Raw genomic sequence first — 14,447 nt, 5'->3', positions numbered from 1 at the left:
ACCCCGCCCCGCCCGCGGAGCCTCCCGCCGAGCCGAGGCCGACGTCGGCGCGGAAGCCGCTGGTCATCGCAGGGGTCGCGCTGGGGACGGCGGCCGCGGTGGCGGCGCTGCTGGCGGCGCTGGCGCCCGACTCGTCCGAGCGGAAAGGCGCGGGGCCGCCGGCGACGCCGTCCACGACGAAGCCGGCGGCGGTCGCGTGCTCGGTGTCGTACCGAGTGGACGGGACGTGGCCGCAGGGCTTCCAGGCGACGGTGCGGATCACGAACCTCGGGGACGGCGCGATCGACGGCTGGAAGCTCGGCTTCGCGTTCCCGGACGGCCAGACGATCACCCAGCTGTGGAACGGCGGCCAGGTGCAGGACGGCGCGTCCGTCACGGTGTCGGCGGCGGACTGGAACCAGTCGATCCCGCCGCACGGCACGGCCGAGTTCGGGTTCCTCGGCGCGCAGGACGGCGCCAATGGCGCGCCGTCGCGGTTCACCCTGAACGGCGGGGAGTGCCGTACGTGAGCACCGATCATGGGAGCGCTCCCAGAGTGTTCGCCCAGGTCAGTGGGGGAGTGCCCGAATTGGTGCGGGCCCGCCTATTGTGCGGTCGCCGACCCAGGGCTTAGCATCCCGGTAATCGAAGCGCTTCGACAGGCACTCGGTCCCACCCCGGAGGAAGACCCATGATCAAGGCAGGCAGGAGCGCGGCGGTGCTCGCCGCCCTTGCCGCGGCGGCGCTGTCGCTCACCGCGTGCGGCGGGGACGACGGCGGCTCCGGCGGCAAGGAGCTGAAGCTCTGGCACTACGAGGCCCCCGACAGCGCCATGGGCAAGGCCTGGAACGAGGCGATCAAGGAGTTCGAGGCGACGCACCCCGGCGTGAAGGTGAAGTTCGAGGAGAAGGGCTTCGAGCAGATCCAGAAGACCGCGCCGATGGTCCTGAACTCCAAGAACGCCCCCGACATCATGGAGTACAACAAGGGCAACGCGACCGCCGGCTCGCTGTCCAAGCAGGGACTGCTCACCGACCTCACCTCCGAGGTCACCAAGCGCGGCTGGGACAAGCTGATCAGCCCGAACGTCCAGGTCACCGCCAAGTACGACGCCAAGGGCACCATGGGCGGCGACAAATGGTTCGGCGTCCCCAACTACGCCGAGTACCTGCAGGTCTACTACAACAAGGACCTCTTCAAGAAGAACGACGTCGAGATCCCGAAGACGTACGCGGAGCTCACCGCCGCGATGGACAAGTTCGTCGAGAAGGGCGTCACGCCGCTGACCAACGCGGGCGCCGAGTACATGGCGCACCAGTTCGTCTACCAGCTCGCCCTGGACAAGGCCGACCGCCCCTGGGTGGACGCCTTCCAGCGCTACACCGCCAAGGCGAACTTCAACGACCCGGCCTGGACGTACGGGGCCACCACGTTCGCCGACTGGGTGAAGAAGGGCTACGTCGCCAAGAACTCCGTCAGCCTCAAGGCGGAGGACGCGGGCGTCGCGTTCATGAGCGGCAAGTTCCCGATGATGTTCTCCGGCAGCTGGTGGTTCGGCCGGGTCGCCGCCGAGGCGAAGTTCGACTGGGAGACCTCGACCTGGCCCGGCGCCAAGATGACGCTCGGCTCGGGCGGCAACCTGTGGGTCGTCCCGAAGGGGTCGGAGAACAAGAAGCTCGCCTACGACTTCATCGACATCACGATGAAGAAGAAGGTGCAGAACATCCTCGGCAACGCGGGCGGCGTCCCGGTGGCGGCGGACCAGTCCGCGATCACCGATGAGAAGGCCAAGAAGCTCATGGCCGACTTCGACGGGCTGACGCGGTCCGACGGGCTCGCCTACTACCCGGACTGGCCGGTCGCCGGCTTCTACGACGTGTGGGTGTCGCAGATCCAGAAGCTCATGAACGGTGAGTCCCCGAGCAAGGTCCTCGGCAACGTGCAGAAGGCGTACGACGACGGTCTGCCCAAGTGACCGCGCAGGGCCGCGGCCGGTCGCGGGAGCAGTGGGGCTACGTGCCCTACCTGCTCCCCGGCCTGCTCCTGTTCACCGCCGTCATCGGCGTGCCGTTCCTGATGAACATCGGAACGAGCTTCACCGAGTGGACGGGCGTCGGAACCCCGAAGTGGATCGGGCTCGGCAACTACCGCGAGCTGGTCCAGGACGGGGAGTTCTGGGCGTCGTTCGAGCACAACGCCCTGATCATCCTCGGGATGGCGGTCGTCCCGACGCTGATCGGGCTGGTGCTCGCCGCGGCCCTGACGGACCTGATCGGCCGGCATTTCGGGCCGCGGACGGCGAGCGTCCTGCGCGCCTGCGTCTACCTGCCGCAGGTCCTGCCGATCGTCATCGCCGGCGTGGTGTGGAGCTGGCTGCTGGCCCCCGAGGACGGGGCGGTGAACGTCCTGCTGGGCAAGATCGGCCTCGGCTCGCTCGCGCACGACTGGCTCGGCGACCCGGCGACCGCGCTGTGGAGCGTCATCGGGGTGATGGTGTGGATCCAGATCGGGTTCCCGCTGGTCATCTTCATGTCGGGGCTGCAGCGGGTCGACCCGTCGCTGTACGAGGCGGCGGAGATCGACGGCGCCACCTGGGCGCGCCGGTTCTGGCACATCACGATCCCGCAGATCCGGCCGGAGATCTTCGTCGTGCTGCTGTGGACGACGATCGCCGCGCTGAAGGCGTTCGCGCACATCTTCGTCCTGACGAAGGGCGGGCCGGGCGGCGCGACGAACGTGCCGGCCTACTACTCCTGGACCAGCTTCTTCGAGAAGTCGGAGGTCGGCTACGGCTCGGCCATCGCGACCGTGCTGACGCTCCTGATCGTCGCGCTGACCATCGTCTTCCTGCGCCTGCAGGGACGTGACCTAGGGGAGGAGCGGTGACCGCGACCTTGCCGAAGAAGTCGAGCGCGCCGCCGCGCGCGGGCAGGGACGCGCCGCACCGCCGCCGCCGGGGGCCGTCCGCCTACGCGGTGCTGGTGGCGCTGGCCGCGTTCGCCGGCGTGATGCTGATCCCGTTCGTCGTGGTGGTCTTCAACGCGCTGAAGACGCCGGAGGAGCTCACCTCGCATGGGCCGCTGTCGCCGCCGGACGGCTTCAACCTGGACACCATGCGCGCGTTCTGGGAGCGGACCGACTTCGGGCACGTCCTGCTGAACAGCGTCCTGATCAGCGGTTCCGTCGCCGTCCTCGCCGTCCTGCTGTCGGTGCTCAACGCCTACGCGCTCGGCATCGGGCGGATCAAGGGACGCATGTGGGTCCTGGTCCTGCTGCTGATGGCGAACACGGTGCCGCAGGAGGCGCTCGTCTACCCGCTGTACTACCTGTCCAAGCAGGTCGGCCTGTACGACACGAGGCTCAGCGTGATCATCGTCTTCACGGTGATCCAGAGCGCGTTCGGCACCTACCTGATGGCGTCGGTGCTGTCGGCGTTCCCGCGCCCGCTGCTGGAGGCGGCCCGGATCGACGGCGCCGGCCGCTGGCAGGTGCTGTGGCGGGTGGTCGTCCCGGTGGTGCGGCCGACGCTGTCGGTGCTGCTCGTCTTCTTCTTCGTGTGGACCTGGAACGAGTTCCTGATCCCCATGACGTTCCTGATCTCCAACGAGAACCAGACGGTCTCGGTCGCGCTCGGCGTGCTGCACGGGCAGAAGCTCATGGACACCACCATGTCCAGCGCCGCGTCCCTGCTCGGCCTCCTCCCGACCGTCGTCTTCTTCCTCATCTTCCAGCGCACTCTCTCGCGCGGACTGACAGCGGGGGCAATCAAGTAATGAAGTTCAGCGACGGCTACTGGATGATGCGCGAAGGTGTGCGGGCGTTTCATCCGGTGGAGGTCCTTGACGTCGACACCCGGCCGGGCTCTTTCACGGTGCACGCGCCCGTCGAGCGGATCCGGCATCGGGGCGACCTGCTCAAAGGGCCGGTGCTGACGGTGACGTGCGAGTCGCCGATGCCGGACGTCATCGGCGTGACCCTCACCCATTTCGCGGGGGAGAAGCGGCGGGGGCCCGACTTCGAGCTGGCGACCGATCCGACCGGGGACGTGTTCGTGGACGACGAGGCGGCGACGCTGACGTCCGGTGCGCTGTCGGTGCGGGTCGGGCGCGGTGAGGAATGGGGCGTTGACTTCCTGGCGGGCGGACGCCGGCTGACCGGCAGCGCGCCCAAGGCGCAGGCCGTCATCGACACCGGCGACGGACGCCATTACGTCCGGGAGCAGCTCGATCTGGCCGTCGACCATTTCGTCTACGGGCTCGGTGAGAGGTTCGGGCCGCTGGTGAAGAACGGCCAGGCCGTGGACGTGTGGAACGCCGACGGCGGGACGGCCAGCGAGCAGGCGTACAAGAACGTGCCGTTCTACCTGACGAACGCGGGCTACGGCGTGTTCGTCGACCATCCCGGGCGCGTGTCGTTCGAGGTGGCGTCGGAGGCCGTCGCCCGGACGCAGTTCAGCGTCGAGGGCCAGTCGATGCGGTACTTCGTCATCTACGGGCCCACCCCCAAGGAGATCCTGCGCAAGTACACGGCCCTCACCGGGCGGCCCGCACGGCTGCCGGAATGGTCGTTCGGGCTGTGGCTGTCCACGTCGTTCACCACGTCCTATGACGAGGAGACCGTCACCTCGTTCATCGAGGGGATGGCGTCGCGCAAGCTGCCGCTCAGCGTCTTCCATTTCGACTGCTTCTGGATGCGCGAGTTCCAGTGGTGCGACTTCGAATGGGATCCGCGCGTGTTCCCCGACCCGGAGGGCATGCTGCGCCGGCTCCGCGACCGCGGCCTGCGGGTCTGCGTCTGGATCAACCCCTACATCGGGCAGCGGTCACCCCTCTTCGAGGAGGGACGCTCCCACGGCTACCTGCTGAAGCGACCGGACGGGGACGTATGGCAGTGGGACAAGTGGCAGCCCGGACTCGCCGTCGTCGACTTCACCAATCCCGAGGCGCGCGATTGGTATCTCGCCAAGCTTGAGGCGCTCCTCGACATGGGCGTGGACTGCTTCAAGACCGACTTCGGCGAACGCATCCCCACCGACGTCGTCTACCACGACGGCTCCGACCCGGAGCGGGCGCACAACTACTACACCTATCTCTACAACCAGGCCGTCTTCGACCTGCTCCGCAAGAACCGCGGCGAGGCCGACGCGGTGGTCTTCGCCCGTTCCGCCACGACCGGAGGGCAGCGCTTTCCGGTGCACTGGGGCGGCGACGCCGAATCGACGTTCGAGGCCATGGGGGAGAGCCTTCGCGGTGGCCTCTCCCTGGGCATGTCGGGGTTCGGCTACTGGAGCCACGACATCGGCGGCTTCGAGGGGACGCCCGATCCGGGGCTGTTCAAACGGTGGATCGCGTTCGGGCTGCTCTCCTCGCACAGCCGCCTGCACGGCAGCCATTCCTACCGTGTGCCGTGGCTTTTCGACGAGGAGTCGGTGGAGGTCCTGCGGGAGTTCACCCATCTGAAGATGCGGCTCATGCCCTACCTGGCCGGTGCCGCCCGCCAGGCGTACGGGGAGGGCCTGCCGATGATGCGGGCGATGCTCGTCGAGTTCCCGGACGATCCCGCCTGCACGCACCTGGAGCGCCAGTACATGCTCGGCGACGACCTCCTCGTCGCGCCCGTGTTCTCGTCCGACGGTGAGGTCTCCTACTACGTGCCGGGGGGTGTGTGGACGCACTACCTCACCGGTGAACGCGTCGAAGGGGGCCGTTGGGTTCGTGAGCGGCACGGGTTCGACAGCATGCCGCTGCTCGTCCGTCCTGGAGCGGTCGTGCCGGAGGGTGCGGTGGAGGACCGTCCCGACTACGACCACGCGGACGGCGTCACTTTGCGCGTCTACGAACCGGCCGACGGAGCCTCTGTCACCACCCAGGTCGGCGACACGACGTTCACCACGACAAGAAACGGTGAAAACGTGCGAATAACGGGCGGAGGAGCCTGGAACGTCCTCTTCGTCAACGCACGCGTGGCCGGGGTAGAGGGCGGCGAGCCTTCGGACCATCCGCACGGTGTTCTCATTGAGGCGACGGGTGACGAACTGGTCGTCACCCTGGAGGGGGAGAGCTGATGGGGTTCCCGGAAGGGTTCCTGTGGGGAGCGGCCACCGCCGCCTACCAGATCGAAGGCGCGGCCCAGGAGGACGGTCGCGCGCCGTCCATCTGGGACACGTTCAGCCACACGCCGGGCAAGGTCCTCAACGGCGACACGGGCGACGTCGCCACCGACCACTACCACCGCAGGCAAGACGACATCGCGACGATGGCCGAACTCGGCATCGGCGCCTACCGGTTCTCCATCTCCTGGTCGCGCGTCCTGCCGGACGGGACGCCCAACCAGAAGGGCATGGACTTCTACTCCCGCCTGGTCGACGAACTCCTCGACCACGGCATCGCCCCGGTGGCGACCCTCTACCACTGGGACCTGCCCCAAGCGCTGGAGGACGCGGGCGGCTGGCCCGAACGCGACACCGCGCGCCGGTTCGCCGACTACGCCGACCGCATCGGACGCGTCCTCGGCGACCGCGTCCACACTTGGACGACACTGAACGAGCCGTGGTGCTCGGCGTTCCTCGGCTACGCGTCCGGCGTGCACGCCCCGGGGATCACCGACCCGGTCGCCGCGCTCACCGCCGCCCACCACCTCAACCTCGCGCACGGCCTGGCCGCCCGGGCGCTGCGCGGCGTGGTCTCGCCGTCCGCGCGGCACTCCGTCACCCTCAACCTGCACCATGTGCGCGGCGACGCGGAGGCGGTCCGGCGGGTGGACGCCGTCGCCAACCGCGTGTTCCTCGACCCGATGCTCGGCAACGGCTACCCCGCCGACCTCCTGGACGACACGGCGTCCCTGACCGACTGGGGCTTCCTGCGCGACGGCGACGAGGCGATCATCGCCGCGCCCGTCGATGCCCTGGGCGTCAACTACTACTCGCCCACCCTCGTCCGCGACTGGGACGGCGTCTCCCCGCGCGCACACGCCGACGGCCACCGCCAGGGCACCGCGACCCCGTTCGTCGGCTGCGACGACGTCGAGTTCGCCGAACAGCCCGGCCCCTACACGGCGATGGGCTGGCCGATCGACGCGACCGGCATGGAGGAACTCCTCCTCCGGCTGCACCGCGAACACCCGGACACACCGCTGATGGTCACCGAGAACGGCGCCGCGTTCGACGACGTCCTGGACGGCGATGGCCGCATCCGCGACGACCGCCGCATCGCCTACCTGCGCGACCACATCGCCGCCGCCGAAAGGGCGTGCGACGCCGGCGCCGACGTCCGCGGCTACTTCGCCTGGTCGCTGCTGGACAACTTCGAATGGGCCTACGGCTACTCCAAGCGCTTCGGGCTCGTCCACGTCGACTACGCCACCGGCGACCGCACCTGGAAGGACAGCGCCACCTGGTACCGCGACACGATCGACCGCTACACGTCATGACCCCGGGGCGAGCGGGAGCGGCGGTCGCGGCAGCGGCCGTCGCGCGCTCGGGGCCCCATCGGCCCGGCCCCGGCTAGGCTCATTCGCACTCTGCACCCCTTCGAGGACGACGGGACGGTCCGTGGTCAAGATCACTGATGTGGCGCGGCACGCGGGCGTGTCGCCGAGCACGGTCTCCTACGTGCTGAGCGGGAAGCGCTCGATCTCCGAGGAGACCCGGCGGCGCGTCCGGGAGAGCATCCGCGAGCTCGGCTACCGGCCGCACGCGGGCGCCCGCGCGCTCGCCAGCAGCCGGTCCAACGTGCTCGCGCTGATGATCCCGCTGCGCTCCGGCATCGCGGTGCCCGTCGTCATGCAGTTCGCCGTGTCGGTCGTCACCGCCGCGCGCCGGCACGACCACGACGTCCTGCTGCTCACCCAGGAGGAGGGCGAGGACGGCCTGCGCCGCGTCGCCGACAGCGCCCTCGTCGACGCGCTGATCGTCATGGACGTCCAGATGAAGGACCCGCGGCTGCCGCTGCTGCGCTCCCTGGACCGGCCGAGCGTGCTCATCGGGTTTCCCGCCGACGCCGACGACCTGACCTGCATCGACCTCGACTTCCACGCGGCCGGCGCCGTCTGCGTCGAGCACCTCGCCGGGCTCGGGCACCGCGAGATCGCGCTGATCGGCTCGCCGCCCGAGGTCTACGCGCGGCAGACCGGCTACGCCCAGCGGGTCGCGGACGGGTTCGCCGCCGCGGTCCGCGAGCACGGCCTGTCCGGGGACGTCCACCCGTGCGAGGCGACCGCCGACGCCGCCCGGGAGCTGGTCGCGCGGCTGCTCGCCGAGCGCCCGGGGCTGACCGGCGTCCTCGTCCACAACGAGCCGGTCGTCGGCCCGGTCGTGCGGGCGCTGCGCGCCGCGGGGCGCCGCGTCCCCGAGGACGTGTCCGTCGTCGCGCTGTGCCCCGACGAGATGGCCGAGCACGCCGAGCCGCCGCTGTCGTCCGTCGCGATCCCCGCCGAGGAGGTCGGCGGGCGGGCCGTGGAGCTGCTGATGTCCAAGCTCGGCGGCGCCCCGGTTCCGGCCGCGACCCTGCTCCCGCCCACCCTGACCAGGCGCGCGAGCAGCGCGCCCGTTGCCCGCTGACTGACCGACAAGGAGGGAAGGGGCCTTTCCCGGCCCGTTATCGAAGCGCTTCGATAATCACTGCTCGGGGGCTAGTCCAAGAGGAGAATCGGTGCACAGATCCCATCGAAACCCCCGTTCCCCCGGCCGGCGCGGCCGGCCGCTGACCCTCGTCCTGGCCGCCGCGCTGGTGGCCCCCATCGCGTGGACGGCGCCCGCCGCCGCCCGCGAGACCTACCCGTTCCGCGACCCGCGGCTGTCCGCCGAGGCCCGGGTGGACGACCTGCTCGGACGGCTCACGCTCGACGAGAAGGTCTCCCTGCTCCACCAGTACCAGCCGGCGATCCCGCGCCTCGGCATCGGCCGGTTCAAGACCGGAACCGAGGCACTGCACGGCGTCGCGTGGTCGACCGACATCCACAACAACGGCGCCGTCGTCACCGCGAAGGGTACCGTCTTCCCGCAGTCGGTCGGGCTCGGCGCGACCTGGGACCCGGAGCTGCTGAAGAAGGTCGGCTCGGCCGTCGGCGACGAGGCCCGCGGCTACAACAGCGAGAACCCCGACCTCTGGGGGCTCCAGCTATGGGCGCCCGTCGTGAACCTGCTCCGCGACCCGCGCTGGGGCCGCAACGAGGAGGGCTACTCCGAGGATCCCCTGCTCACCGGCCTCCTCGCCACCGCCTACGGGCACGGCATCGAGGGCGATGACCCGGACCACCTCAAGGCCGCGCCGGTCCTCAAGCACTACATGGCCAACAACAACGAGATCCGCCGCGACCAGACGTCCTCCAGCCTGCGGCCGCGGGTGCGCAAGGAGTACGACGAGGTCCCGTTCAAGATCCCGCTGTCCCGGGACGCCGCGACCGGGATCATGACGTCCTACAACCTGGTCAACGGGCGTCCCGCGACGGTCACCCCGGACGCGGGCGGCCTGCTGCGCTCCTGGTCGGACCGGCCGCTGTTCAACGTCACCGACGCGGGCGCGCCGAACAACGTGGTCAACTCGCAGAAGTACTACCCGGACCTGCCCACCGGCGACGCGGCGATCCTCAAGGCGGGCGTCGACAGCTTCACCACCGACGACACCAACTCCTCCATCACCGTCAACGCGGTCAAGGAGGCGCTGTCGCGCGGGCTGCTCGCCGAGTCCGACCTCGACCGGGCGGTCGGGCATATCCTGAGCCTGCGGGTGCGGCTCGGCGAGTTCGACCCGGGCGGCGGCCCCTACGGGAAGATCACCAAGGACGTGGTGGACAGCCCCGCGCACCGCGCCCTCGCCCGCAAGACCGCGGCCGAGCAGATGGTGCTGCTGAAGAACCAGGGCGGGACGCTGCCGCTCTCGTCCGGGAAGGTCGCGGTCGTCGGGCCGCTCTCCAACACTCTCTACACCGACTGGTACTCGGGGGCGCTGCCCTACAAGGTGACGCCGCTCGACGGCATCAGGAAGCGGGCCGGGTCGGTGGCGTCCAGTGAAGGCGTCGACAGGATCGCCCTCAAGGACATCGGAAGCGGCAAGTACATCGCGGGCGGAACGGGTTCCGGCGCCATTCTGAAGACCGGACCCGCCTCGGCCTCCGACCCGACGACCCAGTTCGACGTGTTCGACTGGGGACAGGGAATCGTCACACTGCGCAGCGCCGCCAACGGCAAGACCGTCGGGCGCTACAACTTCGGCGACACGTTCGCCAATGACCAGGACCAGCCGAACGGCTGGTTCGTCCAGCAGATGTTCAAGCTGGAGAAGCAGGACAACGGCGAGTACCTGCTCCGCTACGCCGGTTATGAGAAGGCGTACGACTGGGCCGACCCGTCCAAGACCTACGTGAAGACGCAGGACGACGGGACACTCGCGCTCACCACCAAGGACGGCGCGTCCCGGTACTCCAAGGACGTCGTCAGCAGCGGTGTGGACTCGGCGGTCAAGGCCGCGACCGGCGCCGACTCGGCCGTCGTCGTGGTCGGCAGCATGCCGTTCATCAACGGCCGCGAGGACCACGACCGCACCACGATGGCGCTCGCCGAAGGGCAGTCGGAACTCATCAAGGCGGTCCGCAAGGCGAACCCGAACACGGTCGTCGTGGTGGAGAACAGCTACCCGACGACGCTCAACTGGGAGCAGCAGAACGTCCCGGGCATTCTGTGGACGAGCCATGCCGGCGCCGAAACGGGCAACGCCCTGGCGTCCGTCCTGTTCGGCGACGAAAGCCCCTCGGGCAAGCTTCCGCAGACCTGGTACCGCTCCGAGAGCGACCTGCCCGACATCCTCGACTACGACATCATCAAGTCGGACCGGACGTACCAGTACTTCAAGGGGAAGCCGCTCTACCCGTTCGGCTACGGCCTCTCCTACACCACGTTCCGGTACGGCAAGCCGCGGCTCAGCAGCCATTCCGTGGGACGAGACGGAACGGTGACCGTCACCGTGCCGGTGACCAACACGGGCAAGAAGGCCGGCGACGAGGTCGTCCAGCTCTACACGCACCAGCGCGACTCGCGGGTGAAGCAGCCGGTCGAGAAACTGCGCGCCTTCGACAAGGTCCATGTCGAGCCCGGCAGGACGGTGCCGGCCCAACTCCGGTTCCGTGCCTCCGACCTGGCGATCTGGGACGTGACGCGCAACAAGTGGACGGTCGAGAAGTCGAAGCAGGATCTGCTGATCGGCTCCTCGTCCACCGACATCCGCCGGCACGCCACCCTCAACGTGCGCGGCGAAAGGATCCCCGACCGGGACCTGTCGAAGACGACCCGCGCCGCCGACTTCGACGACCAGAACGGCATCCAGCTGGTCGACGAGTCGAAGACGAAGGGCGACGCGGTGGCCGGCGCGGCGGGCTCCTGGCTGAAGTTCGCGGACGCCGACCTGGGCCGATCCACCGGCACGATCACCGCAAAGGCCGCGGGCACATCGGCCGCCACGGTCCAGGTTCGCCTGGACGGCCCGAACGGCCCGGTGGCCGGAACCCTGAACGTTCCGCCGACCGGCGACAAGTACACCTACAAGGAGATCACCGCACGGCTCGGCAACGCCCGCGGAGACCATGACGTCTATCTGGTCTTCACCGGTGAAACCCGCCTGAGCACCTTCTCCCTCACCCGATGAATGGTCCGGCCCGCCCCGGAAACCGCCCGGGGCGGGCCGGTCCGCTGCAAAGGACGCCATCCATGCGTGCCAACAGCAAACTCACCGCCACCGTCGCCGCCATACTCACCGCCGCCGCACTTCTCGTGGCCCCGGCGGCCACCCATCCCGCGCAAGCCGAAACCCATCACGTCGGCTACGACCGCTACTCACTCACAGTGGACGGGCAACGCGTCGTGCTGTGGGCGGGCGAATTCCACTACTTCCGCCTCCCCAGCCCAGCCCTTTGGCGGGACGTCCTAGAGAAGATCAAGGCCGCCGGGTTCAACGGTGTGTCGCTCTACTTCGACTGGGCCTACCATTCACCGGCACCCGGGAAGTACGACTTCACCGGGGTCAGGGACGTCGACCGGCTCCTCCGCCTGACCGACGAACTCGGCCTCTACGTCGTCGCGCGTCCCGGCCCGTACATCAACGCCGAGACGACAGGCGGCGGCCTTCCCGCGTGGCTGAAGAACGTCCCGGGCCGCGCCCGCTCCAGCGACCCGAACTACACCCGCGCCTACCGCGACTGGCTCGCCCACATCGACCCGATCATCGCCCGGCACCAGGTCACGCACGGCGGATCGGTCATCGTCTACAACGCCGAGAACGAATACGCCGCCAACACCGACCCCGCCTACATGGAGGACATCCAGCGCCAGGCCCGCGCGCACGGAATCGACGTCCCCATTTCCCACAACCAATGCTGTGACGCGTCATGGACGCCCACGTGGGCGACGGGCCAGGGCGCCGTCCAGATCCCCGGGGTGGACGACTACCCACAGGCTTTCGAATGCCGCGACCCCGACACCTGGGGGACCTGGGGTGAAGGCGTCACCGAACGCCTCAGCCCTGACGCCCCCGCATACGCCGCCGAATACCAGGCCGGTGCCATCGACGCGAACCGCGCCGGCTATGAGAAATGCCGCGAACTCACAGGTCCGAAGTACATGAAGGTCTACTACAAGTCGAACCTCATCACCTCGGGCGCCACGATGTTCGGCTACTACATGGCGTTCGGCGGAACGAACTGGGGACGCCTAGCGCAGCCCAACGACGTCTACACGTCCTACGACTATGGCGCGCCCATTACCGAGAACCGGCAGCTCACCACCAAGTACGACGAGTTCAAACGCCAGGGCCTCTTCGTCACTACCGTCGCACCACTGGCGAAGACCGATCCCGCCACCGCCCCGGCGTCTGACAACCCGTCCGTCCACACCGAGGCCCGCGCCAATCCCGACACCGGCACGCAGTTCGTCCTCGTCCGGCACGCCGACCGCAAAACCGACAACGACCAATCCGCGAACCTCACCTGGACCACTCCAGACGGCACTTACAAACTCCCCGTGCACATCAAGGGCCGAGACGCGAAGATCCTCGTCGCGGGCTACGACATGGGCGGCCAGCGCCTGGCCGCGACGACGTCCGAACTCCTCACCCACACCACCACCGACGACCGGGACGTCGCCGTCCTCTACGGCACCGAGGATGTCGCAGGAACAACAATCCTCCGCTACGCCTCACAGCCCACCGTCAAGGTCCTGAGCGGCTCGGTGAAATCGTCCTACGCCAACGGCGACTTGAAACTCGACTACGCCCACCACGGCTTGGCGCGCGTGCAAATCACAGGCGGCGGCCGCAAACCCCTCCTGCTCCTCATCGGCACGGACGCGGAGGCCGCGAAATTCTGGCGCTCCGGCAACACCCTCGTCCATGGCACCGACCTGGTCCGCTCCTCCGAAACAAGGCACGACACCACAGCGATACGAGCCGACACGGCCAAGGCGAGCGACATCGAGGTCTTCACCTCAGCCCACCACCTGACCCTCAACGGCAAGCGAATCTGGTCCCGCAGAACCGAAAGCGGCTCACTCCTGGCCCGCGCCAGCGGCCCACGTCCCATCGAACTCCCGGCGCTGAAGAACTGGCGCGGCAAGCAAGGCGCCCCCGAAACAACGCTCGCCTTCGACGACTCGTCCTGGAAGGTCGCCGACCACACCACCACGGTCAGCCCCATCAAGCCGAAGAGTCCGCCCGTCCTCTACGCCGACGACTACGGCTTCCACCAAGGCCACGTCTGGTACCGCGGTTACTTCACCGCGACGGGCGCAGAGAAGACCGTCAACCTGAACGCCATCACCGGCAAACACGGCATCTACCAGGTCTGGCTGAACGGCCACTACCTCGGCTCGGCGGCCGGCGGCGAACAAAAGGACGCCGACGCCCCCATCAACGAGAACCCAGGCCCCGGCACCTTCGAGATCCCCGCCGACCTACTCCCCAAAGGCAAGAAGGCAGTTCTCTCCGTCCTGGTCGAGAACATGGGCCACAACGACGACTGGACAGCCGACGACTACCGCCAGAAGCAGCCCCGCGGCCTGGTCAACGCCGAAGTAACGACCAACCCGGTCACCTGGCGCATCCAAGGCACCCGCACCAACGACCCGGTCCGCGGCCCCCTCAACACAGGCGGCCTCTACGGCGAACGAGAAGGCTGGCACCTATCGTCCGCCCCCACCGGGCACTGGCCGAGAACATCCCCGACCGAGCCCATCGCACCAGGCGTCCACTGGTACAGCACAAACGCCCACCTGTCCCTACCCAAGGACCAGGACGTCTCCGTAACCCTGCACTTCGACAACGGCACCGGCCGCTACCGAGCCCTCATCTTCATCAACGGCTGGAACATGGGCGAATACGTAAACGGCGAAATCCAACACGACTTCACCCTCCCCAACGGCATCCTCCACCCCCACGGCGACAACACCGTCACCCTTGCCGTCATCGCCGAAAACACATCGAGCCCAG

9 protein-coding genes are annotated in these 14,447 nt (G+C 68.7%); all 9 read left to right on the top strand.

Annotated features, from left to right (window positions below; all coding sequences use genetic code 11):
• Positions 1-509 (top strand): cellulose-binding domain-containing protein (locus E1293_RS34390; protein ID WP_207939259.1); only part of this gene is annotated, 509 nt, incomplete at its 5' end.
• Between the two features lie 161 nt (positions 510-670).
• On the top strand, positions 671-1,954 hold the full coding sequence (locus E1293_RS34385) for an ABC transporter substrate-binding protein (protein ID WP_132202117.1): 1,284 nt from the start codon (positions 671-673) through the stop codon (positions 1,952-1,954).
• Complete coding sequence (locus E1293_RS34380) at positions 1,951-2,865, top strand: carbohydrate ABC transporter permease (RefSeq protein ID WP_132202115.1); 915 nt, start codon at positions 1,951-1,953, stop codon at positions 2,863-2,865. The genes E1293_RS34385 and E1293_RS34380 overlap by 4 nt, the downstream gene beginning before the upstream one ends.
• Positions 2,862-3,752, top strand: coding sequence for a carbohydrate ABC transporter permease (locus E1293_RS34375; RefSeq protein ID WP_243716950.1), 891 nt, complete (start codon positions 2,862-2,864; stop codon positions 3,750-3,752). The genes E1293_RS34380 and E1293_RS34375 overlap by 4 nt, the downstream gene beginning before the upstream one ends.
• Positions 3,752-6,043, top strand: coding sequence for an alpha-xylosidase (yicI, locus tag E1293_RS34370; RefSeq protein WP_132202113.1), 2,292 nt, complete (start codon positions 3,752-3,754; stop codon positions 6,041-6,043). Before E1293_RS34375 ends, yicI begins: the two co-directional genes overlap by 1 nt.
• Entirely contained in the window at positions 6,043-7,407 is a 1,365-nt protein-coding gene (locus E1293_RS34365) for a GH1 family beta-glucosidase (protein WP_132202111.1), read from the top strand. The genes yicI and E1293_RS34365 overlap by 1 nt, the downstream gene beginning before the upstream one ends.
• 121 nt (positions 7,408-7,528) lie before the next feature.
• Positions 7,529-8,536, top strand: a complete 1,008-nt coding sequence (locus tag E1293_RS34360; RefSeq protein WP_132202109.1) for a LacI family DNA-binding transcriptional regulator — start codon at positions 7,529-7,531, stop codon at positions 8,534-8,536.
• A 91-nt stretch (positions 8,537-8,627) separates the two neighbouring features.
• Positions 8,628-11,615 (top strand): glycoside hydrolase family 3 protein, encoded by a 2,988-nt coding sequence (locus E1293_RS34355; RefSeq protein WP_207939258.1) that lies wholly within the window; start codon positions 8,628-8,630, stop codon positions 11,613-11,615.
• A 62-nt stretch (positions 11,616-11,677) separates the two neighbouring features.
• The coding region (locus tag E1293_RS34350) for a beta-galactosidase (RefSeq protein WP_132202107.1) at positions 11,678-14,447 on the top strand (2,770 nt) is incomplete at its 3' end.

Origin of the sequence: Actinomadura darangshiensis, assembly GCF_004349235.1 — a bacterium.
In the GTDB taxonomy this organism is placed as follows: domain Bacteria; phylum Actinomycetota; class Actinomycetes; order Streptosporangiales; family Streptosporangiaceae; genus Spirillospora; species Spirillospora darangshiensis.
Note: the sequence above shows the minus strand (reverse complement) of the source record. Positions and strands in the feature narration are given on the sequence as shown.

Bases quoted from the DNA above. Each gene is read 5' to 3' on its own strand.
- E1293_RS34385 (WP_132202117.1), top strand. From the start codon at position 671: ATGATCAAGGCAGGCAGGAGCGCGGCGGTGCTCGCCGCCCTTGCCGCG.
- yicI (WP_132202113.1), top strand. From the start codon at position 3,752: ATGAAGTTCAGCGACGGCTACTGGATGATGCGCGAAGGTGTGCGGGCG.
- E1293_RS34365 (WP_132202111.1), top strand. From the start codon at position 6,043: ATGGGGTTCCCGGAAGGGTTCCTGTGGGGAGCGGCCACCGCCGCCTAC.